This window comes from Clostridium sp. FP2 (assembly GCF_011065955.2).
Taxonomy (GTDB): Bacteria; Bacillota; Clostridia; order Clostridiales; family Clostridiaceae; genus Clostridium_AD; species Clostridium_AD tagluense.
In genome coordinates, this window is sequence record NZ_JAAMNI020000004.1 from 55278 (window position 1) to 78329 (window position 23052).

A 23052-nucleotide genomic window follows, 5' to 3' on the forward strand; every position below is an offset into this window, starting at 1 on the left:
GAGAAATTTATCTTTTCGTGGATTGTTAGATAATAATTAAATCAAAATATTCCAGAATTTATTTTTGATTGTACGTTTCTTCTATATATTCCTTTATAAAATTTGTATTGTCTGAAATTTCATCAGCTTTTCTTTTGGGTAGTAAGCAATAAATAATATCAATAAAACTTGATATATCATACTCTTGTATAATCGGAATTAGTGATTGTATTATAGCAATTATTTTCAAATCATCCTTACTTGTTCTGTCACATATCCATGATATTTTTTCAAATTCCATTAATAGTTTTAATTGTTCTGGATTTTTACCTTCAATTACCATATATAAACAATTCTTATAAACTAAATATATAGGATCAGGCAACTTTACAAACTCGTTGTCTATAAAGTTTTTTAATGCAATTGTTCCGCCTTTTAGCATATTATCCATTAATTTTATAGATACACCTATTAATTGATCTTGCCTATTATAGAATGAACTATTCATGTAGACCCCCTCCAATTGCAACTAGTATATAAATAATCTTTGTAAAAATTAATGCTATATCCTTCAAGATATCCACCCTCTTACAGCACATTATATTACCGTTGCGACTTAATCACTAGAAAAATCATACCATTAAACACCATTTTTATAAACTATAGTTTGATGTTAAAACGAATTGCCATACGTAAAGGTATGCCTTCACGTATGGTCAAAAACCCTATAAAATTGTGCGTGTAAAGTATAACAAAACAATTACGAATATCTACGTAAAGTACCTTTACCTTTATGAATATGGTTTAAGGTTCCTACTGGTGTGATTCAGACTTATGTTGGAGAGACTCCAAGACAATGTACTACTAGTTTTTTTAGAGATTTTAGATCTAGGAGCATCATAAATATAAAGCTTATTTTCTTCAATTATGGCCATTAGTTTTTTAGGGTACTCGCTATCGCTGCAATAACCTGAATTATAAACGTTCTGGCAGGCATCCTTGTAGTCTTTAGATGTTATTACAGATTTGTACCTAGTGAAGTTTAAAAGCTTTCCATGGCCTAAGATGCTATCATCTAGAGAATCATACTTTCTAAATTTGCACACCATGGGGGTTTTGACTCCATTAATCCACTCATGTGTGTTAAGTTCTTGAACTTCATAGCCGAAACCATTTGTCCATTTGATTCCAAAGATGTTATTATCTTTAACGACATTTCAGAAGGAAAGTCCCCAACTTTTATAAGTGGGAGACACATACTATAACAAAAATAAAACTTTAGTAGAAGTCTAAATCTCCTTCTGAAGTCGTTAATTGCAGCTCCGCAGGAGATGATTTGACATATTGGAGCCAGCCTGTTTCGAGTATAGCCTCAGCTATGGTGAATGAGGGAAGGATATTGTATTTTTCATAGGATAGTAATGCTCCTGGGATTAGGGATTTTATTATTTGGGTTTTGTTCATGGGTGATTCCTCCTTTGGGGTTTTAACGACATTTCAGAAGTAGGTCACTCATTTATATAAGTGGGTGCTACATACTATAGCAGAGAAAAAAATATTAGTGGGAATATAAATTTCCTTCTGAAGTCGTTAATATTACATCACCGCAGGTGATGATTTAACTTATATATATGGAGGAGGGGAGAGAATTTTAAGATTTGGAGAAGATTATTTTTAAGGCGTACATTCTAAATAGCATCCTAGTAATATAAAACATCATGTTTAATAAAAGGAAAAAGTCATCTGGAGCCCAAATGACTTTTTCCTTTTGGTTCAATATAACATTTTTTATGTTGTATTGTTTTTATCGTTTAACTTTATTTCTCCTTTTTCCATAATATATAGAAGTGTATATAATATGCTTAGAAGTAATAAAAAGGATGTACCTAGTAGAAGCCAAATAACAGTAGTGACAGAGTAACTACTGTTATTTGGCTAAAATTCTCATTAATTGTGGTGCACTTGTTATTATTGTCATTATAACAGGACCAAACATGGCAATTAATATAATTGCAAATACAGTTTTCTTAAATGTTATATTCAAAGCTTACCCCCCTTTTCTATATTAGAACCTCTACGAAATAAGGTAGCTGATTTATAGTTGTTTATATTTGTATCATTCACCATATTATAATAGTTCTAAATCTTATGTGCAAATCAAAATATATCTTTGTAACATTAGATATAAATAATGCATAAAGAAGTGTATATTCTCAATTAGACACCATTTATGCAGTGAAATAGAGACTTATTACATATTAAAAGAGCATGAATGAGGGTATAGGATAGTTATATGGGTTTACTGAACGTCGTGAAATGAACAGGCTCGGATTCAGATGTTGAGCCGATAAAAGCTATCACCTTAAGTATATACTTAAACGATGATAGCTACGAAAGTTGCTCAATGTCTGAAACGAACTATTGAACGATGCCGCGTTAGCTCTACTATGGAGATTCAATCATTCACCTCTTTCTGAAATTAGCTTTAACATTAAGATTATTAACTATAATTTCCACAATTGTATCAATAATTCTTAGAATTTTATATTCTCTTCTAAAAATTGGAATATATTTTAGAAAATAAAGAGTTTGATAAGGATTTTCATGAAGAAATATTTTGTATAAACCATGAGGTAGCAAAAAATGCACTGAAAATAAGTTCTCCTGCAATAATCAATATAATTAAAAAATTAGCGAGTAAATGTAAGATAATCAAAATTAAGAGAGGTATTTGGAAAATAAAAACTTAAACAAAGTAATTGATACATAATAGTAGGTTATTTTAATAAAAAAGTTTTTCTTCATAATGTTATATAGTACGTCATAACAGCCATAAGAAAGTAGTTCATCAAAAATGGAACTACTTTCTTATGGCTGTTTTTTACACGAATCGTTGCCGTACACCAACATTAAAATCATAGAATTTAAGTTCATGAATAATCCGGGATTACTTTTTCGATAGTTCCATTTTTAAGTTCATCGCTAGAGCTAAAATATTAAGTAGCAATTTACTAAGCTCTTGGAGTTGCACCTGAAATCTAGCAATATCCGCTTCAATTTTAGTTGTTAAGGTTTTTTAATCATGCCATTTAGATATTTGATTCTCATATAAACATATAAAATCTAATTGTTCTGTAAATACCTTAATAACTCTTTCTACTATTTCATCATTCAAAACATATGGTTTAGATTAACATGTAATAATATATTCAAAATCTTAATCACTTAACTAAATTTAACTAAATGCTTAACAACATATATAACTCAAGGCTCCATTCAAAATATGAATGTAATCTTTTATCTGAAATTGCATATTCAGTTGTGACGCAAAATAAGAAGATTCCGAATCAGTTAATTCTCTTCAATATCACCTAAAAGTAAATTTACATCTTGTTCTAAATCACTTTTTTCTAACTTTATTGCACCGTCATTTAGTTCCTTCAAAGTCGGGTATGTTGTTTGGTAATTTAAATAATATTTAAGTTTGAGAAAACTACTGATGGGAAAATCCTGCAAATACCAAGTATTTTTATATCCTACAAAACCATGCTTTTTTAATAACTGTTCCAATGATTTAATAACTTCATTTAAAAAGTCTAAAAGATTGCACGTTACATCAAATCCTATTTTCCCTTTATCAGCAAATTCATCTTCAAACTCATCTTCAAATTCCTCAATAACAATCTTCAATTTCAAGTCATCTGTTAACTCTAAAGTCCATTTATCAGCTGCTGGCTCCAGATACCATTTAAATGCAATCATAGATTTTAATTCATCTTCAGGAACGCAACTTGGTATTATGCTTAATAGACCTTCCAGCAAATCTTTTAATGGATCTGATAAGCAACTTGGAACTGAAAAATATTTTCTGTCGTCAACTTCTATCTCCATCTCTGCCCAACCTAATCCTAGCTCGAAGCTATGTTGTGCTAACCCCTTCCCTCCAACTGCTTTCACAGATTTCTATGGTACTATGAGTTAGTCGGACTTCCTATAATACATTTGTTCGTCTTGCTCGTTCCCTTGCTTGATTTCGCATACTGATTTCTCAGACATTATAGGACCTCAGCTGTTCTAATAACATACTTATCGTCAGACTCGCCAAGCACTCAGACCCCGGAAGAGTTATATACCTCTTACCATTACGATGTATATAATGCTGTCTGCTACAATAAACACAGTATCGACCTCTTCATTTTGATAATCATTTCGTGGCTCAATAACTTCACTTTCGTTTCGGCTCGTTTGTTCCCCGCCCTACGCTTAAACCTAATGTTACCACTTCGGCTCCAAGGACTAGGTACAGGTGGTTGGTTAGACCTTTCCTGATAGGGTTTCCCTACTGTATGTTAATAACTTACTAATGAAAATAGAATTACTTCCACTTCCAAGAGGAAACATCACGCATTTGCGTGCTGCTTCGCAGCTCGCACATTTATTTAATTATATCATTATTACTTAAAATTGTAGTACAAAAAATGTATGTATGATATTACTCAAAAGATTACAATCGGTTAGAATGTAATATAACTTATGTACTCATAAGCAGGAGCAATCAAAGGCTAGTTCACATCAGATTTTCTCCTTCATACTTCATGCGAAAATCTGATGTGGCACAAGCGCTTTCACTGCTCCTGGTCCAAAAGGAAGCTTTGGACAATCTTACTCACTGCAAGTAAATAAAATATTCTATTTAGCTAACGCAACATGTATCTTTCTATTTAGACTTAGTAGCAGTCAGTAAACTTGTCCAAAGCAAAGAAATTAACTCCCCTTTCCCCAGGGGTAACAAAACCTGCGGCATTGCCGCAGGTTTTGTTTTCTTCTTCGTCATACTACTATCTTAAAAAACTAAATACTTTTTTCATGTACCTTGGGGTTAGCTATGTGTTTAAATTAATTTATTAACATTAAATAACTTACATAATATTTTTATTAAATATTATATTAAGTAAGTTTAGTTTTCAGATAATTACTTCACCCCTATAGCTAGCATACTGATTTTTGATAGTACAAACTCTTTTTCTTTCCTCGGAAATAAAGATGGTCTAGTAGTTGTCTAAAGTGTATAGGTTTCCTGCGCCAGCTAACGGTTTTCTCATAAAATAGCTACTCGTAGGTTTTGGGACAATTATTAAATTTTTGATTTGCTATTTTAATGAAAACGCGAGCTTTATTATGGAAATGTTCTAAGGTTTTTACCGCAAGTGGTCCTTATCTAGAGCCATCAAGGAAATGGCAAGCAATTCAAGTATATAAAATAATTTGTTTTTTTTGAATTAAAATTACTTTAATAAAAAATGATATAATACCAAAGGGAGATGATGGAATTGAAGAAAATAACAAAAAATAAAATATTATCATTATTAGTATTATTTTTATTCCTAGCAACTACAATACAATTTAAAAGTACATTATATTGATGTTGGTCAAGCTGATTCAATAAATGTAATCTACCTAAATAATTATTGTAAAAATATATTAAAGTTATTTTAAATATACGCAATGTAGGAATACGATCTAGTAGAGTATAAGAAGAATAGGAGGTATTTTATTATGAAAATTAAGAAAGTAGCAATCATATTTATTTGTCTCTTAGTGTTTGGTGCATTTAATAGTAATGTTTATGCAGCAGCTAAGAAGACAAGTCCACAAATTAAGTCTATAGCTAATCTAGAGGTTACACTTACTCAAACAGATTCATTTAACTTACCTATAGCATTAAAATCTAAAATGAGTAATGGTAGCAATAAAAGTGTTCCTGTGACATGGGACAAGAAGGTTGATTATAACAAGATAGGAATACAACGGTTTAATGGTACTGTGAAGGGCTACAAAAACAAGGTGCTATTAACGTTAAACATTAAAGATGAAGCAAATTTGGATAAGATAAAGGAAATGAGTTTGTATACATTTGAATTAAAAGATGAAAATGATGAGCTTTATAATGTTTATGTTTATCAAGTTAACAGTAAAAATCAGATAGCTTCATTTGAAGGTGGAACTGTATGGGCTGGAGCTAGTGAAGGTGATGTTCTTTATAGTGGAAATGTGAAAATAGCATTTTCAAAGGCTGATAGTAAATACGCTAAAGTTATTCAGCCTTCATCTAAATATGCAGATGGAACATACCCTCAAACTATTAATGCAAGTAGAGAATTAATTAAGAAGATAGAAAATCAATATGAGGGTGAGCCTGATCTTTTATTAATAGGTGATATATTATGTTCTAATGCATCGGGGATAAATATTTATTATATAAACAATGGAGTTTTAAAACAAATTCAAGGACAACTAAGTACTTGTAATGCATATGATCTATTTTTCAGGCAAGTTGATACCAACATATTTGAAAGGTCTGCCTACGACAACACCGAAGGCTATTTTTATATTATGAAAAATAAATTTGATTTTAATACTGGAGCAATTATGGATATAAGTGAGGACAAAATGACAATTGAAGAATACAGAAAGTATGTAAAAAATATAAATACTAATGAGATAAATTAAAACATATCAATATTTGATCTCTCATGGGCATTCCTCTGGGGTTAAGGAAGCCATAGCCCATCCTTTAACCTTCGTACCTCAGCTAAAAGTCTAGTCTACAGCTAACTAATTGAAAATGGGATGCTCCGCCCCAAACCCAGGAAGTAGGTCTCTGAGGGGCTTTGAAGCCTCGCTTCGCTTGGGCGGTAACATACATCTTTTATATAGGCTTAGTTTCAGTCAGTAAACTTGTCCAAAGCAAAGAAATTAATGCCCCCTTCCCCCAAGGGTAACAAGTCCTGCTGCAATGCAGCAGGACTTGTTTTTGGCTTCCACACACTTTAATTTTAAAAAACTTAATATTTTTTTTGGATATCTTTGTATTGATTACATTTTATAATAATTTTATAGTTATAGTTATAGTTATAGTTATAGTTATAGTTATAGTTATAGTTAGATTTTAATAATTAGTAAATACATAATATACTTATATACCTAGTATTATGAAGATAATACCTTTGATTCAATAATTTTATTTGCAGTATTAACTTGTATAGTTGATGATAAAGAACAAGTTTTTCTTATGGATGAAATTAAAAGAGTATTGATGCCCAATGGGATATTATATATAAATGATTTCTTGTTAAATACAGACGAAAGAAATGTAAAGAGATATAAAATATATGAAGATAAATATAACAAATATGGTGTCTTTGAATTGCCAGAGGGAGTTGTACTTAGACATCATGATTTAAGTTGGATAGAATCAATTACCTTAGACTTTAATAATATAAAGGTAGAGACAGTTACACATACAACGATGAATGGTAATAAATCAAATGGATTTTTTTACTTGGGTAAGAATGTTAAATAGTGAAATTACGTCACAATTTTCTTAAAGGGTTCACTATTCATGTCTTTAAGTGTATTCTTACCTTGTAAGAAAGAATGAATTAGTTATAACTATGTGAAGGTTGTTTATATAACTGGAAGTTGAGGATGGTATGATGAAAAGGAAAGAAATAATTGAAATATTAAAACAGATAAACCATTTAATAATAGAAAATAATGGACCGACTTCGATTTTTATTGCTGGTAAAAATAGTAAAAAGGTAAATATATCTGCTTTGTCAGTAGATAAGGATTTTATTATTGTTACAACGGGGAAATACCTGTTTAAGCGTAAATACCGAATTAACAGAAACGAACTATAAGCATTCCATGTACCAGATGAAATTAATAGGCTGTTGTGTTTAATCCACATTTTCCATAAGTTACGTCAAAACCGTAATTTGTTGCGTATTAAATTAAGTATAGCAAATTTAAAATAACTAATACTATTCTTAAACAAATAAGAATAGTAGGTGATATATGAATAAAAAATCAGCATTATTCCAGATTTCACTTGTATTTTTATTAATCTTTTCTATATTTAGTGGTGTTAATGTGAGAGCATACGACAATCCCACACAAAACTGTGACAGTGATTTCTGGGATAATATATATAATGTAGATGAAAAAAAACTTGTTGCTGAAATATCAAATTCTAATATTAAACTTTACTATGTTAATGATGATAAGGATTTTGGGATGTATGAGGGTTTTATATTGCAAATAAATGGTGGAAAAAAATATTTCAGATGGGAAAATGTAAATAACAACACTACCTATGCACCTCAATTAACACTTGCTGATTTAGACAAAGATGGAAAGAAAGAAATTATTGTTCAGTTATGCAAAGGATATGGTACTGGCGTGTATGATGGAGAAGTTCATGTAATTAGGCAGGAATTTTTTGATGAAGTATTAGTTGAAAATCCTATCATTATTCTTCATAAGAATAAAATAACATTAAGGGAATTTCCAGAACATTTTGAAGTAACCTTGAAGCATAAAAAGATTACGATAAATAAGAAGGGAAGATTGACACCGCCTTATTCAAAAATTGGCATAGGATGTGGTAATGATAATACAAGGTATGAAGTTAAAAACAATACTTTATTTGCAATAGTACCATTGGGAATTGGAGTTACAAGTGCTGGTGAATTTGTAGTTAAGTATAAATTTAAAGATGCTATATTACAAATGGAAAGTATAGATTTTTTTGATTAAAAAGATAATATATGTTTATACAAAACTTCGCAACATTCATATATTGTTCAACAACTAAAGCCACGTATTGGAATTAATATCCATCACGTGGCCGGTTTTTACACGTATGTCGCCTGTACCCGTACATTAGGCATTTATAGTTATTTTTTATTTAGAAACCTTAATTTACTTTTGTAATACCTTTGTCCATTGCCTACATGGGGTAGTAGCCGCGAAACGGGGATTTTATACGTTAATACATATATTACCAAAACACCGATATATTCAAAGAATTTTTTGAATATATCGGTGTTTTAATTACTTTAAAATATATTTTAAACATATTCCTTAAAAATGAAAAATGTAGGATTTGAATCATACTATAAGGATATTTTGTACCGATTAAATATTTTCTTTAGAATTGTTGTCTTTATTTTTATGTGATTTATAGTTTGAAATACCACTACTACAAAAAATGATAATAACAGAAACTAATATAATCCCCTCAGTCCAACTTGGCATTCCTTTAATTCTTGCATATACAAAGGTTATTAAAGCAATAATAATTGTAAATACAGAAATAATTAGTCCTACTTTTGAACTCTTCATATTATCTTTCATTTTAATCCCTCCTTGTACACAAATATATAAATAACCCTCATTACACAGTTAAATACAACAACTACAACCTATTTATAAGTATATCATTATAATGAATATAATTCTAAATTTTATAAATTATTGTAATATATCCCTAGCTGCAAGGTGTGACATAGCGTTAATAAAAGAAAAATATAAAATTTCAAATAGCAAAGGTAAAAAAGCAGCCTAAAATTAATAATTTCACACCAAAAAACATTCATACCAAATTAAAAAAAGTTGTACTTTTTTTAATGAAAATGATATACTATAATAGTAACAGAATAGTAATAGCTTTAATTGTTAATAATATTAAAGAAGATTTGCTCATACAGAGCGTGAGCAGTTTAAAATAAAAAAAGCTCAATTAAAGAAGATTTGCTCATACAGAGCGTGAGCAGTTTAAAATAAAGAAAGCTCAATTAAAAGAAGATTTAACAAGTTTAAAATAAAAAAAAGATTCAAAATTAGCGCCTTTATATAAAGGCGCTAATTTTATTATGGGGGATAAATGTGGATTTTATATATTTAACTAAACAATTTTATTTAGATTACACGCACTGCACAGAAATTGAGCGGAAACTAGAAAGACCATATATTATGTTTAAAATTAAAATAGATGAAATAGAATTTGCAATTCCATTGAGATCAAATATAAATCATAAACATGTTTACTGGACAGATGAAATAAACAATTGTGGTTTAGATTTTTCTAAAACGATTATAATAACTGATTCTAATTACATAAACACATCAACGGTTCCGCATATAAGGCAAAACGAATATGATTGTTTAATAGGAAAAGGATATATAATTAAAAATCAACTTAAAGCTTATATTAGAATTTATAAAAAAGCATTGAAACATACTCATATCTATAAAAATGCTATTCTGTGTGATTATTCTACTTTGCAATACTTTCATGAAGAACTTAATATAAACTAGGGACAAGTTTATATTATAAAGACCCTATTTTTAAATTAATTTAACGAGAAAAAATTGCTAATGTTGCATTAACGTGAGCATTTTTTTAAATTTTCTTCCTACGTTCTATTAATATGATAAAAGTTTTCCTATATAGGGGGTACAGGTAGTAACGGAACCAAAAACGGCTATGAGCGTGTAAAAAAATGGATTTTAAATTTAAATACCTGTTTATCATCAATCTTAAGAAAAAGAAAAAAGGCATTGCTGCCTTTTGGATTGTTGAACAATATATGAAAATTCCGAAATTATAATTATGTTGTTACTCTTAAATCAGTATTTTATTATTTGTCATTAGATGTTCAAATAATATATTTATATAAGTTTTCATTTTCCTCTTCATCAAAAATAGTCCCTAATAATTTACCATTATTCTTTTCAATAATTTTTCTCGAAAATTCATTATCTATGTTACAAGTAACCATTACCTCTTTTATACCAATTTTTTCTGCTTCAACTAATGCTAATTTTAAAATTTGAGTACCATAACCTTTATTTCTATAACCTGGTGATATATCATAACCTATATGCCCATCTGTACCTACATCTTTATGCCTAACTCTTACTATTCCTACAACTTCATTATTATCAATTAACCAAAGTGTTGAGGTTATAACCCATCCTTGCGGTAAATCTATTCCTTTAGAATAATTGTGTAAGTCGTTTAAATATTCATCAAAATTTTCCATTCCTTTTTTATATTTAGTAAAATAATAATTATCATCTGCATTTTTATATGCTATAACATAATCTTCAAAACTCTTTTTATATTCTTTGCTTGGCATAGATAAAAATAAATCTTTCATAAGTTGCACTCCTTTTTTACATATACTGGTTTGCCATAAGTTACCAATTCGATTTAACTCATAAGAAAAGTATAAATTTAAATTTAAGTAGACACAATGGAAAGAAAAATTATAACTATTCTTTCCACTGTATATTAAGTATTTGCACGTTTGATATAAATAGAAAAGATTATATAGAAACAACTAAAGGTACAGGAATAGCATATAATAGATCTACTTTTTTATATGATATTCTTGAAAAAGTAGCGGAAAAAGAGGAGAAAAAATCTAGTAACACCAGTTAAAGAGCATGACAATAATACGTCGGTAGTACTTAAAACAGAAGTTATGGAAGCAGTAAAAACTACTATAAAAATGGAGTATCCTGAAATTGAAGAAATGATTCGATGGTACAAAAATCAAAAGGGGAATGAAAATATAGAAGATGATTTTACGGAAGAAAAAACGACTATATATTATAAAAACTTGAAATTATAGGTAATCCATAGTAAAATTAAAACAGATAAAATTACAATAAACAAAATAAAATTACAAATATTTACAAACAGAAAACGATCAGGGTTTATATATATCCAAAAAATAAAACAACTCTTGAATATCAAAAGTTTGGACGACTTAATTCAAGAGTTTCAATAAATACTGATATTTTCCTCAAATAAGAGAATTATATCTTTAAATATTTTATTTAATTTATATACTTAGTTTAATATATCTGTTAACAATAGTCAAGATATGTGTAAGCTAAATAAAATATTTAATTGGTATAATGAGCACTCTTTATTTGGGTTACTAAAAATAGGAGGGCTTTTTTTATGCTGGCCGAAGAAAATCAGATTGATGACTTAAGTGAGATTATAAGAAATTTAACTATAGTACCAATAGAAACTGTAATCAATAGTTCGGAAGTATCAAGGGCACAAATGCAAATAGATCTTTTACATAGAAATGATGATGGATACATAACTATAGCCATTAAAAAGGGTAGTCTATGGAAGCAGCATCACTATAAAGTGGACGAGCTTAAAGAAAATATAGGTAAGGTTGTAGGTATAACTGATGCAAATATATATTTAAGTCCCAATAGTTTTTATAAACCTATGAGACGGATAGAAAACATAAGAAAACTAAATTCATTATTTATAGATTTAGATTATTACACAATGGAAGAATGCAAAGGGTTGAGTGCAGAACAAATTTTATGGCTACTAGAGAAGGATTATTTTAAAAAATCTGTTCCACCACCTAGTTTTATAGTTATTTCAGGTCAAGGCATGGTTATTTATTGGCTTATAGAGCCGTTGCCGTATATGGCTCTTCCCCTTTGGAATGCAACGCAAAAATTTTTTTTAGAAAAGTTAAAGGAAATAGGTGCTGATGCTAAATCAATTGATGCAGCTAGAGTATCGAGACTCTCGGGAACTATTAATCAAAAAAATGGACAAGCAACTGAAATATTAGTTTTTAATGAGGATAGATACGTACTTCGCGATATTCAAGAACTTTATCTTCCAGAACTAAATGATTATGTTAAAAATCCAAATGTAAAGAAACCTAGAAGAAAATCAAAGGTTCTAAAATTATATAATCTTTATAGTCTTCACCATGCAAGACTCATGGATTTAGTAGAGCTTCAGACTTTTAGAAAAGGATATTGTAGAGACGCTCAAGGGAGCTTAGTAGAAAAGGGTCAAAGAGAACTTATGTGTTTTTTATATAGATACTTGGCTTGTTGTTTTACGAGTGACCTTAACAAGGCTTTAGAGGACACTTTAGAGTTTAACAAGGGATTTATATGCCCACTACCTGAAAATGAGGTTAGAAGTCAAACCTCGCAGGCGGAAAAGGCATATAAGGAGTGGCTGGAGAATGTATTTGATAATAAAGAAAAAGAAGATTTAGAGCAATTAAAAATTGCGATTAAAGATGATGAAAAGACAAAGGAAAATAGGTCTGGATATAAATATAAGGGTTACAACTATAAAAATACAACGCTTATAGGGCTATTAAAAATTATTGAAGAAGAGATGAGACTTCTTAAGACTATTATTAATACGAAGGAAATTAAGAGAAGAAATAATCAGAATCATAAGGTTAAGAGAAGAGATGAAGATGGGTTAACTAGCAGAGGAAAGGCTAAATCAGAAAAAGTAAAGGCAATAAAAGAACTAAAATTAAAAGGATTAACATGTAGGGAAATAGCAGTGCAAATTAAGGTTAATTTAAGCACGGTGAGCAGGTATTTAAAGGAATAAATTCCAATTATTTTGTATGCATGAAACGTCCGATAAGATTATGGGTGTAACCTGGTTCCTTTTTTTTTAGCCTTAAACTTATGGAATTTAATGTTTTGTTTTTATAAAAATGAGAAAAGGGTAACAAAACCACACCTTCTCAGACTATTGCTTTTTTACGTTTAAAACAGTACAAATTAGGGTATGACCTGTTTTTTGCGAATAAATATGCAGCTGCAATAGCAGCGGAAAATCAAGTAATAAAGCAGGATCTCTCATTTTATAAAGCATATGCAGTAAAAGGTATCGCATTAGCATATAGTAAAGACTATAAAGGTGCATTAGCACAGATTAATCATTCTTTACAGTTAAAGCCTACTTATGGGTATGCAATGTTCAATAAAGCCTTAACTTACGAATTATTCGGCTATTACGACGATGCTATTGTATGGTATAAAAAAGATTTACAAGTAGAAAAGAACTTTGAATGGAGCTATTATGGTATAGCAAGTATTTATGGAAGAAAAGGCGATGTTACTAATACTGTAAAGTATCTAAAATTAGCCATTCATATTAACCCAAATGTTAAAACTATAGCAAAAAGTGAATCAGATTTTAACAATGTAAAACAATATGTAACTTTTAAGCAGCTATTAAAATAGCAAATTTTATGCGTTCCACATGACAAAGGTTTATTAAAATAAACGGAGGTAAAATCAATGAAAAACACAAAATTAAAACTATTAACCGTGGCAATATCCGCTATTACAATCTTAACACTTTTGACAACACCTAACATAACCGTGTCTAATTCTAAGTCAACAAAGCAAGGTGTAAATACTACAAATATTAAATTATTTTCGACTGCGGTAGCAACACCAAAAATTCCTGTGTTAATGTATCACTCAGTTACAACAGATAAATCCAATAAAAATGAACTCAAAATAAACCAATCAACATTAAAAGCCCAGTTAGAGTATCTAAAAGTTAATCATTATAATACAATATCACTTGACCAGTTATACAGTCATATGTATAACCACACAGCATTACCAACAAAACCAGTTATACTGACATTTGATGATGGTTATGCTGATAACTATACTCTAGCTTACCCATTACTGAAAGCGAATAACCAAAAAGCTACTGTATTCATGATAGCCAGTAGCTTAAACAGTCCAAACTTTTTAACTTCAGAACAACTTAAGATAATGGATAAAAACAACTTTGCAGTAGAAAGCCATACAACTAATCATGATAACTTATCAAAATTAACATATGCAAAGCAGGTAGCTACATTGAAAACATCCAGAACTATACTAGAAAATTTACTTCAAAAGAAAGTTACGTACGTAGCATACCCAGGTGGAAAATATAACAGTTCAACTTTAGATGCATGTAAAGCATCAGGATTTAATCTAGGAATTAGCACTGACAATGGATTTACGGGTTTAACTGACTCTCGATATACTGTTAACAGAATTTATGTTAATGCATTTTATAGCATGGAAACATTCAAGTACAAATTAACAGTTCCTATGAAATAGAGGTATGGCCAAGGAAATGGACTAGCCAAGGATGGCTTGTCAATTTCCTTGAGGACCCCAGCAAATATCACTTGAACTAGATGTTTTTTTATTTTCTATCAAGTCAATATCGGTTTTGAATTAATTCATGTCATCCCGAAGCGCATCAATAATATTTTCTTTTTTTATCTTGCGAGTGGAATACAGCATTGTAATGAATACTACAAAGAGCACGCTAAGCACGCTGATTGCCATACTGCCCCATGGGAACGTAAACCCGATGTCCGCCCCGCCTCCAACCATCCCTTTGTAAATCAGCCAAGAAGAGATTGCCGCTATGGGAAGCCCGAAGAGCAACGCCTTAATGCCATAAAAGGCACATTCGAAATTCATCATCTTTTGGAAATCACGGTCAGACATCCCCATAGAGCGTAGCATGGCAAGCTCTCGCCGACGCAGCTTGATATTCGTTGAAATCGTGTTGAACACATTGGCAACCGCAATCAGCGAAATCATAATGATAAAAGTATAAGCGAACACGTTGGCAATGAATATCATATTGCGGCTCTCATCAAGCATTTTATGAAAATTGTACAGGGTATACTTGGATTTAATTCCCGCACCCTTAATCATCGCTTCCATTTTAGTCGCCGACTGCGAGGGATTCTTTGACCTAAAGGTCAATCCCTTAATAACCACATGGGTATCGTGGGTTTCAAACTTCTCTTTGAGCGAATAGGGGACCATCACCCTAAAAAAGAAGGGATTCTTCGACCCGGAGTTTCCTAGAACCTGTAGTGTATCAGGCGGCACGGTACTTACAAACTTAATGCTTACGTTTCGCCCCTGCTTTATCTTCGGCTTGCCATTTGTTTCGGGAGCGATGGTAAAATTCATGGAAGAACTCTTGAACATATCAATAATCTTGTCAACCTTCTCCTCCCGATTGTCTTTCATGTGGCTTGTCATTTTGGCAACGGCGATCATTTTCGCATTTTGCCCGGTATATTCCTCTGCGGGAAGGCCTAAGCCTTTGATAATATTCAGATAGGCGCTGTCATCAAGAAACTGGATTTCCATTGGCAGATTAACTGTTTCGCCTGGCAAATGTGAACCCGCGTATTTCCGGTAATAGTCTGAAAGATCGCTTGCTTTGGCAGCGCATGAATACTTCATAAGCGCTTGATACGAGCTTTCGTAAACACCGCCTGAGGTTTTTAGTTTGTCGTAAAGCTGCAACATTTTGCTATCCTCCATGTCCTGCGTGGCAAAACCGATGTCATAGGTAGTAGACTCTACTGCCCGCTCCGACATCTGTTTCAAATCCGTTACAAAAGCACTGGTGGATATAAACAGCACTACACTCAAAACAAGTGATAGCACAATGCTACGATAGCGTTTCTTGTTTCTTTTAAAGTTCTTTAACGCAAGAGTTCCCTCCAAACCGTAAATACGCTGCGCCAGTTTTGACGTTTTCACGGCTTTGGATTCAATTTTGACCTCGCTTGTCTGGCGAATACTCTCCATAACGGGTGTGCTTGCAGCCTTCCTGGCCGGGATATAGGCCGAAATCAGAATCGTAACCATGCTGACCGCCGCCGCAACCAGAATTACGGGGATGGACACTGTCAATGTTAAAGGTACGTTGCTATACATAACGCTGCCGAAATTCCCGGCCACAACGGAAATCACAAGCCCGATACTGCCTATGCCAACGATAACGCCAATAGGTATGCCCACCGCACCAATGCAAAGTCCTTCAAACAGCACCGAATTTCGCAGCTGCCTCGCGGTGGCTCCCACCGACGAGAGAAGCCCGAACTGGTGTGTGCGTTCGTTCATCGATATGTTGAAGGAATTATAAATCAGAAAAATCGAGCCTATCATTATCAAGGCAATTAAAATGCCGCCAATCGAGTATAGAATCGTGTTGAACAACTTATTCTCCGAAAGACCCATAAAGCGCAACACATTATCGTTAAAGATATAGCTATGGCTTTGGGCTGTGCTGCTTGCGTAAGTGTGAACCACACGCGGGTTTTTAAGCGTTACAAATAGGTTTAAGCTGTCCGCTTTGTCTTGTGCATCTGCTTTCGTTATCAAGGTATATCCCGGCGCGGAAGATTCATCAAAACCGGGTTTTTCGCAGATTCCGACAACCTTGTAGGTTTTCTTGGCTTTTGGCATAAGCGTTTCTTTTCCGGAAATGTAAGGGTTCTGTTGACCGAGATTCTTGCTTCCCTCCATGCGGCTGCCTATAGCAAGTGAAAGCGTGTCACCTGCCGCGAATTGAACGCCGCCGTTTGCTTCGACGCTCAGCGGAACAAGAATCTCCCCACTGTTTTTCGGCAATCTACCTGAAACCAGGGTTATGGGCAAGGTATCAAAAGCATTCTTGCTAAATCCGGCTATAAATAGATACGGCCTTTTGGGGTTTTTCCCCACATCAAGTTTTGCGTAGCCGATATTTTCAAATGTTGCGGTGTTGTAAACTTCATTGTCACGAGTTCGTTCCTCTGCGAAAGAGGAATTAACGTTCAAATACTCCACGTGCCAACCGCCGTATGTCTGAGCCGCGCCTTTTGCCATATAGCTTAGCATGGAAACACCCAAGGTAGCGACTGCCGTAATCATGGCGGCGGACAGGATAACTCCGATAACCGTTACAATCGTTCGTGTTTGGCTTTTTTTCATGCCTTGTAGGGTAACTTTATTGAAAATATTCATGGCTGCGTCCTCTCGTCTCGCACTACTTTGCCGTCTGATATGCCGATAATGCGGTCTGCTTGCAGGGCGATACTTTCGTCATGGGTGACGAGGAGCAGAGTCTGACTGTATTTTTTATTGCTTGCTTTCAGTAGCTTTATAATTTCATGTCCATTTCGGCTGTCCAAACTGCCCGTGGGTTCGTCGGCAAGCATAACCGCCGGGGCATTCATCAAAGCGCGTCCTATGGAAACGCGCTGTTGCTGACCACCCGAAAGCTGATTGGGTAAATGTGTTTTTCGGTCTTTTAGCCCAAGCAGTTCGAGCAGGTCATTCAGCCGTTCCTCGTTGACCTTCCGCTTGTCCATCAGTATAGGCAAGGTGATGTTTTCCACCACATTCAGAGTGGGAATGAGGTTGTGAAACTGGTAAATCAGCCCAACCTGCCGCCTGCGGAAAATGGCGAGTTTTTCATTGTTTTGGGCATATACATCCTGCCCGTCCAAATACACCCTTCCGCTTGTCGGCACGTCTACGCCGCCGATGATATGAAGCAATGTGGATTTGCCGGAGCCGGAGGAGCCGATGATTGCGGTAAACTCTCCCTTTTCGATTGTAAGCGAAACATGGTCAAGTGCGGTAACTTGGTTTTCGCCCTTGCCGTAGACCTTACATAGATTTTCAATTTTTAAAAATTCCATTATGTGAGTCTCCTTTCTCATGGTTTACCCATATAATAGCACCTTCAACTTACATCTGTGTGACTTTCAGGTGAGAGATTAGTCACTTTGGGAAACGAATGGCAAATATCGCGCCGCCCTGCGAGTGATTTTTTGCGGTAATCGTCCCTCCCTGCCGTGTTATAATCATCTTGCAAAGAGAAAGTCCAATCCCGTATCCTGTAGCGTTTGGGTTTTTCCCACGATAAAACCTGTCAAACAGGCAGGATAAATCTTCTTTTTCAAAGCCCGCGCCGCTGTCGTGGATGGCAATCTCGGTAAACAGTGGGTTGTCCGTGCAGACAATCTCAATCTTCCCGTTCTCGCCTGCGCTCTCCATGCAATTTTTGAGGATGTTTTGAATTGCTTCCGAAAGCCAACCTGAATCGCCCTGAATGATTATCCCTTTTGGCACGTCTATTTGCAAAACAATATCATGCAGTTCCATTGGGATTAGAAACGGGCGAAGTGCGGTGCATATCAAGTTGTTGACATCTATCTGCTCGCTTTTAAACACCACAATGCCTGCGTCCAGGCGAGATAATTTCAACAGGGAAGTAAGCAGCCAATCCATCTGTACAAACAATTCCTTTGTTTCCCGCACAAATGCTTTCCGCTGGTTTTCGCCTGGGTTATTCTCTAACAATGACAGAATAAGGTTCACGGATGTGAGAGGGGTTCGGAGTTGGTGGGCTATGTCAGCCAGCGAACTTGCAAGATGTTCTTTTTCTTTTTTCAGTGCGTCGTTTTGCTCTCGAATACGCAGCGTCATTTTTGTTATTTCGCTTTGCAAAATAGAAAGTTCGCCCTCGTCCGATTCACCAATATACAGATGGTCAGCGTTATGAAGCACAAGATCGATTTGATCTGAAATTTGCGCAATGCTTTTATATCTGGCTTTGGTAAACGCAAAAAACGCTGTTCCAAAGGCGGCGGCAGAAGAAATGGCAAGGATTCCAGCCAACCTATTGATTGCAAATCCCAGCGTTACAGTGGTGCCAGCTATTAAGGAGAACAAAATGGCAAACTGCCGAAACTCTTTATTCCGAAGCATACCCGTCCCCCAATCTATATCCCGTCCCGCGAACGGTCAGAATGATTTGCGGATTTACTGGGGTGCTTTCTATCTTATCCCGCAGGCGTTTGATGTACACGGTCAATGTATTGTCATTGACAAACTCGCCCGCCGCGTCCCACAATTCGTCAAGCAGACTGCTCCTTGTGATAATACTTTTGGGGCTTCCAATAAACACCAACAGCAAGCGATATTCTAATGCTGAAAGAAAAACCTCATTGCCGTTTTTTTTCACAACGCCGCTTGCCATATCTACATGAAGTCCGCAGATTTCAAAAGCCGATGGAGAACGTCCGCTTTTTCGCAGGGCGGTTCTGATTCGTGCGATCAGTTCACGCGGACGAAAAGGCTTTATGATATAGTCGTCCGCGCCCATGTTCAGTCCGGTAACAACACTTGCTTCATCGCCGGAAGCCGTCAGAAAGATAACGGGAACATCTTGCGTTTCTTTGATTTCCGTGCAAACCGTAAAACCATTTCCATCAGGCAAAGAAATATCAATAAGCGCCAAGTCAAATTTATTCCCGGCAAGTGCGGCAAGGGCTTCAATCCGCGTAGGGGCGTGAGTAACTGTAAATCCCTCCGAGCGGAGTAAAAGCACAAGGTTTCTGGCGATTGCCTTATCGTCCTCAACCAAAAATATCCGTTTCATTTATTTTCACCATCCTCCTTATATTTAACTGAATGTCTCACTTGTGTCTCTTAACAATTATTAGTATAATGCCTCTTATAAGGGCTGGTCAATAGATGCGGTTTAAGTGCTACAAATATAAAAGAATTGTGCCACTAAATTATATGGAGGCGTTTTATGAACAAAAGTAACAAAGTTAATCCAATATCTATACAATCTAAGGAATGAGTATTTACCTATGATTCATAAAAAATTTATGAAGAATGAATATGGAGATAATAACACACTAGAATATGTATTAGCCTTTAGTGCAGGAGGTTTTTTGAATATGCTTATTAAATGGGTACATGAGGGCGCAAAGAAAAACCCTACTGAAATGGCGGAGTTAACAACTATAATATTAAAAAGTGAATTGTTGGATTAGAAATCTATACTATATATTCCATGTAAAAAGAGCCGCAAGGCTACCTACCCGGCAATTCAGTATGTTCAATTCTACACATAAAATTAATGAAAGAAGGGAATGTTTTTCTATGTTTAAAATAATTAGAGAAAAATTGTATTTATTAGGCTATATTATAATTATGTATAGCATTGGGCAATTTGGATATATTGGTTTCAATCTTGCACACGATATTTCAAATAATAAAGAACGTACAGTTATAGATTCAAACAGTATAACAACTATTGGTAAAATGCATTTTAACCATATAAATATATTTTTGTGGCTTATTTATAGTATTGCTCTTATTTTGTTAGGTGTTTTTATAATAAAAAAACGAAATAAGAATAGGTTAAATAACACCATTTAATAAAGTATTCTATAAGAATCAGACTTGCTAAAAAGAATAATTCATAAAGGCAAATGTATTAATTAAATTTTGTAATATTAACTTCGGAATATTCTTAAAGCCCGAATTAACGATAAATACACCTAATACTTAAACCTTTTATTTGTGTAATTTTATCAATTTCTTCTTTGTTTTCTGTAATTATATAACTTTCAAATTCATGAGAAGTATTAATTAACCAAGGCTTACCATTCTTAATAAAAGATAAATCCTCTGGTAAGTCTGGATGTACCCACGAATGTAATGAGCTTGTAACTGTTTTTATTATCTCCCTTGCCTTATTGTCAGTATTGTAATAATATATTTGACCAGGCGCTCCACCGGCCAAAAACGTTCCAGGCCAGTCCCATTGATCTTTAACTTCAATTAGTGAATATTTTAATTCTTCCAATAGATAATCTACATTCTGATTAAAAAACATACTCTTTCTAACTACCAAGATGAAAGTATCACAAGCTTCAAAAGCAAAGTCAATTAAATCTCTATAAGTCTTATCTTTAGCATCCTTCTCTATAGATATAAACATAAAATCCCCCCCAATAGCTTCATCATATTCTACAAGTGCGCCGCAACTTGTGTATATATTATACCATTACTTTTTCGTTCCTCAAAAACCTATAGTTAATTGCAACAACAATAATTCATAATAAAACATGCTTATTTTATATTAGAAAAGTATTTACTATTATAAAATATAATAGTATTGTTAATATATAAATTAATATAATTTCTAATGTATTAGTTAATATATTATTATAAGGAGGGGTTACATTGAAAATAATATCTTTTAGCACCCTAAAGGGCGGTGTTGGAAAAAGTTCTAGTTTATTTAATATAGCGGGGTTACTTGCAGAAGAGGGTAAAAAAATACTTGTTATTGATATAGATCCTCAAGGCAATAGTACCAATAATTTTGGTATAGATAGAACCGTCGATAATTTTAAAAGCATTAAAAATATTTTAGAAGATGATATTGAATTTGAAAACGTAGTTATTAAATCACCGGTTAAAGAACTCCAATCTCTTGATGTTATTCCAAGTTCTATATTTTTAACTGCTACGGAATTAAAACTTGTTAGTTTAGCTGGTAGGGAAAATATACTTATTAACTATATTGAGGATAATTTAAAGCATTTTAATACATATGATTACATTCTTATAGATACAAACCCTTCCATGAGTATAATAAATCAAAATGCTTTTGTGGCTGCAACTGATATTATACTTGTATCTGATATTAGCATGAATTCAGTAGAAGGTTCTGAGCTATTTTTAGCTCTTTGGAAAGATATAAGAAAACGCTTAAAAATAGAAAATAATATAAAAGGTTTCTTGATTAACATGTACGATAAAAGAATGAATCTTTCATCACAATTTAGAGATTATTGTAAAAGAAATGATGAGGTAAAAGACATACTTTTTGATACTGTAATACCTATGAATGTTAAATTAAAAGAGGCTGAGTTAGAAGCAAAGCCTATAAATATTTATTGCAGATCATCTGCAGGATATAAATCCTATGTAGAACTTGTTAATGAAATGAAGGAAAGAGGTATTTTATAATGGCAAATAAATTTGATAAGGCTGTACAAAATCGCAGCTATGAAATATTAGATTCTGGAAAAAAACAAAAAAATGATGATGTGGTTTTAGTAGAAGATAAAGCAATTGAACCCACTAGTTTTAATCTTGATGATATTATAGATAAAAGTTCTAAAAACTCTAAAAATAAAACATATTATTTAGAAACAAGTGCGATTGATGAAGTAAAAAAAATAGCTAAAAAGCAGAAGATAAGCGAAAGTAAGCTTGTAAATGATATATTAAAACATGTATTAGGTATTAAATAAGTTAATATATTTTATAATATAATAACTAATATATTAGAAATTATGCTAGTTATTATATTAATGATAAATTTAACTATATGATCTATAATTTTTAATGACTTCAGTAGTATATATATTTTGAGTTATATTTGGATTTGAAATTTTTCCACCAGCGCAACAATAATCTAAAATATAGAATTGAAATCCTGTTTAAGCTGTCTTTGGAAGTGCATTATAATTTTTTAACTATGTCTTTTTCATAGTGAATATAATTATCTTCCGTATACCCTGTAATTTTTTAAATAAAAGTTTTTTAAGTATACTGGGTTTAAAGGTATTAACTATGTCTTTTTCATAGTTAATTTAATATTTTTAATTACATATGAATTTTAAAGTAAACAACAACAGTCTTCCTTGTTGTTGTTGTTTATTTGTTTATATACTAATGTTTATATGTTTAACTGTTTAGGACGGGTTGCAGGTGTTGATATGACTT

At 32.8% G+C, this 23052-nt stretch carries 24 protein-coding genes and 1 pseudogene; 14 read left to right on the forward strand and 11 right to left on the reverse strand.

The window, feature by feature from the left end; genetic code table 11:
* Nucleotides 1-58: 58 nt before the first annotated feature.
* The 3 genes from G9F71_RS26675 to G9F71_RS26685 form a co-directional block, all read right to left on the reverse strand.
* Nucleotides 59-487 (reverse strand): hypothetical protein, encoded by a 429-nt coding sequence (locus G9F71_RS26675; RefSeq protein WP_164952226.1) that lies wholly within the window; start codon nt 485-487, stop codon nt 59-61.
* 283 nt (nt 488-770) lie between these two features.
* Complete coding sequence (locus tag G9F71_RS26680) at nt 771-1175, reverse strand: glucosaminidase domain-containing protein (protein ID WP_164952242.1); 405 nt, start codon at nt 1173-1175, stop codon at nt 771-773.
* An 82-nt stretch (nt 1176-1257) separates the two neighbouring features.
* A complete protein-coding gene (locus G9F71_RS26685) occupies nt 1258-1443 on the reverse strand; it encodes a glucosaminidase domain-containing protein (protein WP_164952225.1) in 186 nt (61 codons plus the stop codon).
* 1097 nt (nt 1444-2540) lie between these two features.
* Between G9F71_RS26685 and G9F71_RS26690 the strand changes: the two genes are divergently transcribed.
* Nucleotides 2541-2729, forward strand: a complete 189-nt coding sequence (locus G9F71_RS26690) for a hypothetical protein (protein ID WP_207712091.1) — start codon at nt 2541-2543, stop codon at nt 2727-2729.
* 601 nt (nt 2730-3330) lie between these two features.
* Here G9F71_RS26690 and G9F71_RS26695 read toward each other — a convergent pair.
* Complete coding sequence (locus tag G9F71_RS26695) at nt 3331-3936, reverse strand: hypothetical protein (protein ID WP_164952224.1); 606 nt, start codon at nt 3934-3936, stop codon at nt 3331-3333.
* Nucleotides 3937-5535: 1599 nt separating this feature from the next.
* On the opposite strand from G9F71_RS26695, the gene G9F71_RS26700 reads away from it, so the two are divergent.
* The 4 genes and pseudogenes from G9F71_RS26700 (at nt 5536) to G9F71_RS26715 (ending at nt 8580) form a co-directional block, all read left to right on the forward strand.
* Nucleotides 5536-6489 carry an Ig-like domain-containing protein gene (locus tag G9F71_RS26700; RefSeq protein WP_164952223.1) on the forward strand — a complete coding sequence of 318 codons (954 nt, stop codon included), beginning with the start codon at nt 5536-5538 and terminating at the stop codon, nt 6487-6489.
* 493 nt (nt 6490-6982) lie between these two features.
* Nucleotides 6983-7342 (forward strand): annotated as a pseudogene (locus G9F71_RS26705) (SAM-dependent methyltransferase); the annotation flags it as partial.
* A gap of 130 nt (nt 7343-7472) precedes the next feature.
* The gene (locus tag G9F71_RS26710) at nt 7473-7682 is read left to right on the forward strand and encodes a hypothetical protein (protein WP_164952222.1); all 210 of its coding nucleotides are present in this window, start codon (nt 7473-7475) and stop codon (nt 7680-7682) included.
* 157 nt (nt 7683-7839) lie between these two features.
* Complete coding sequence (locus G9F71_RS26715) at nt 7840-8580, forward strand: hypothetical protein (RefSeq protein WP_164952221.1); 741 nt, start codon at nt 7840-7842, stop codon at nt 8578-8580.
* Between the two features lie 381 nt (nt 8581-8961).
* Here the strand turns inward: G9F71_RS26715 and G9F71_RS26720 are convergent, their stop codons facing one another.
* Nucleotides 8962-9180, reverse strand: coding sequence for a hypothetical protein (locus G9F71_RS26720; RefSeq protein WP_164952220.1), 219 nt, complete (start codon nt 9178-9180; stop codon nt 8962-8964).
* Nucleotides 9181-9711: 531 nt separating this feature from the next.
* Between G9F71_RS26720 and tenpIN the strand changes: the two genes are divergently transcribed.
* A complete protein-coding gene (gene tenpIN, locus G9F71_RS26725) occupies nt 9712-10143 on the forward strand; it encodes a type III toxin-antitoxin system TenpIN family toxin (protein WP_164952219.1) in 432 nt (143 codons plus the stop codon).
* A gap of 341 nt (nt 10144-10484) precedes the next feature.
* Here the strand turns inward: tenpIN and G9F71_RS26730 are convergent, their stop codons facing one another.
* On the reverse strand, nt 10485-10988 hold the full coding sequence (locus tag G9F71_RS26730; RefSeq protein WP_164952218.1) for a GNAT family N-acetyltransferase: 504 nt from the start codon (nt 10986-10988) through the stop codon (nt 10485-10487).
* Between the two features lie 327 nt (nt 10989-11315).
* Here G9F71_RS26730 and G9F71_RS26735 point away from each other — a divergent pair, with 327 nt between their 5' ends.
* From G9F71_RS26735 to G9F71_RS26750, 4 genes are all read left to right on the forward strand, one after another.
* A complete protein-coding gene (locus G9F71_RS26735; protein WP_164952217.1) occupies nt 11316-11465 on the forward strand; it encodes a hypothetical protein in 150 nt (49 codons plus the stop codon).
* Nucleotides 11466-11800: 335 nt separating this feature from the next.
* The gene (locus tag G9F71_RS26740; RefSeq protein WP_164952216.1) at nt 11801-13240 is read left to right on the forward strand and encodes a DNA-binding response regulator; all 1440 of its coding nucleotides are present in this window, start codon (nt 11801-11803) and stop codon (nt 13238-13240) included.
* 371 nt (nt 13241-13611) lie between these two features.
* Nucleotides 13612-13881, forward strand: a complete 270-nt coding sequence (locus G9F71_RS26745; protein ID WP_164952215.1) for a TPR end-of-group domain-containing protein — start codon at nt 13612-13614, stop codon at nt 13879-13881.
* A 57-nt stretch (nt 13882-13938) separates the two neighbouring features.
* Complete coding sequence (locus tag G9F71_RS26750) at nt 13939-14766, forward strand: polysaccharide deacetylase family protein (RefSeq protein ID WP_164952214.1); 828 nt, start codon at nt 13939-13941, stop codon at nt 14764-14766.
* A 120-nt stretch (nt 14767-14886) separates the two neighbouring features.
* Here G9F71_RS26750 and G9F71_RS26755 read toward each other — a convergent pair whose 3' ends face one another.
* The 4 genes from G9F71_RS26755 to G9F71_RS26770 all read right to left on the reverse strand — a co-directional run bounded on the left by G9F71_RS26755 (nt 14887) and on the right by G9F71_RS26770 (nt 19897).
* Nucleotides 14887-17472, reverse strand: a complete 2586-nt coding sequence (locus G9F71_RS26755) for an ABC transporter permease (protein ID WP_164952213.1) — start codon at nt 17470-17472, stop codon at nt 14887-14889.
* Complete coding sequence (locus G9F71_RS26760) at nt 17469-18152, reverse strand: ABC transporter ATP-binding protein (RefSeq protein WP_164952212.1); 684 nt, start codon at nt 18150-18152, stop codon at nt 17469-17471. Before G9F71_RS26760 ends, G9F71_RS26755 begins: the two co-directional genes overlap by 4 nt.
* An 82-nt stretch (nt 18153-18234) precedes the next feature.
* The gene (locus tag G9F71_RS26765) at nt 18235-19224 is read right to left on the reverse strand and encodes a sensor histidine kinase (protein ID WP_164952211.1); all 990 of its coding nucleotides are present in this window, start codon (nt 19222-19224) and stop codon (nt 18235-18237) included.
* A complete protein-coding gene (locus G9F71_RS26770) occupies nt 19211-19897 on the reverse strand; it encodes a response regulator transcription factor (protein WP_164952210.1) in 687 nt (228 codons plus the stop codon). The genes G9F71_RS26765 and G9F71_RS26770 overlap by 14 nt, the downstream gene beginning before the upstream one ends.
* Nucleotides 19898-20075: 178 nt before the next feature.
* Between G9F71_RS26770 and G9F71_RS26775 the strand changes: the two genes are divergently transcribed.
* Together G9F71_RS26775 and G9F71_RS26780 are read left to right on the forward strand one after the other, a co-directional pair.
* Nucleotides 20076-20300, forward strand: a complete 225-nt coding sequence (locus G9F71_RS26775) for a TetR-like C-terminal domain-containing protein (RefSeq protein ID WP_224626970.1) — start codon at nt 20076-20078, stop codon at nt 20298-20300.
* 109 nt (nt 20301-20409) lie between these two features.
* Nucleotides 20410-20688 carry a hypothetical protein gene (locus G9F71_RS26780; protein ID WP_164952208.1) on the forward strand — a complete coding sequence of 93 codons (279 nt, stop codon included), beginning with the start codon at nt 20410-20412 and terminating at the stop codon, nt 20686-20688.
* A gap of 106 nt (nt 20689-20794) precedes the next feature.
* On the opposite strand, the gene G9F71_RS26785 is transcribed toward G9F71_RS26780, so the two are convergent.
* Nucleotides 20795-21253: a stage III sporulation protein AH gene (locus G9F71_RS26785; RefSeq protein WP_187353511.1), complete on the reverse strand. Its 459-nt coding sequence runs from the start codon at nt 21251-21253 to the stop codon at nt 20795-20797.
* Between the two features lie 245 nt (nt 21254-21498).
* On the opposite strand from G9F71_RS26785, the gene G9F71_RS26790 reads away from it, so the two are divergent.
* On the forward strand, nt 21499-22290 hold the full coding sequence (locus G9F71_RS26790; protein WP_185732853.1) for a ParA family protein: 792 nt from the start codon (nt 21499-21501) through the stop codon (nt 22288-22290).
* A complete protein-coding gene (locus G9F71_RS26795; RefSeq protein ID WP_164952484.1) occupies nt 22290-22577 on the forward strand; it encodes a hypothetical protein in 288 nt (95 codons plus the stop codon). Before G9F71_RS26790 ends, G9F71_RS26795 begins: the two co-directional genes overlap by 1 nt.
* Nucleotides 22578-23052 lie beyond the last annotated feature (475 nt).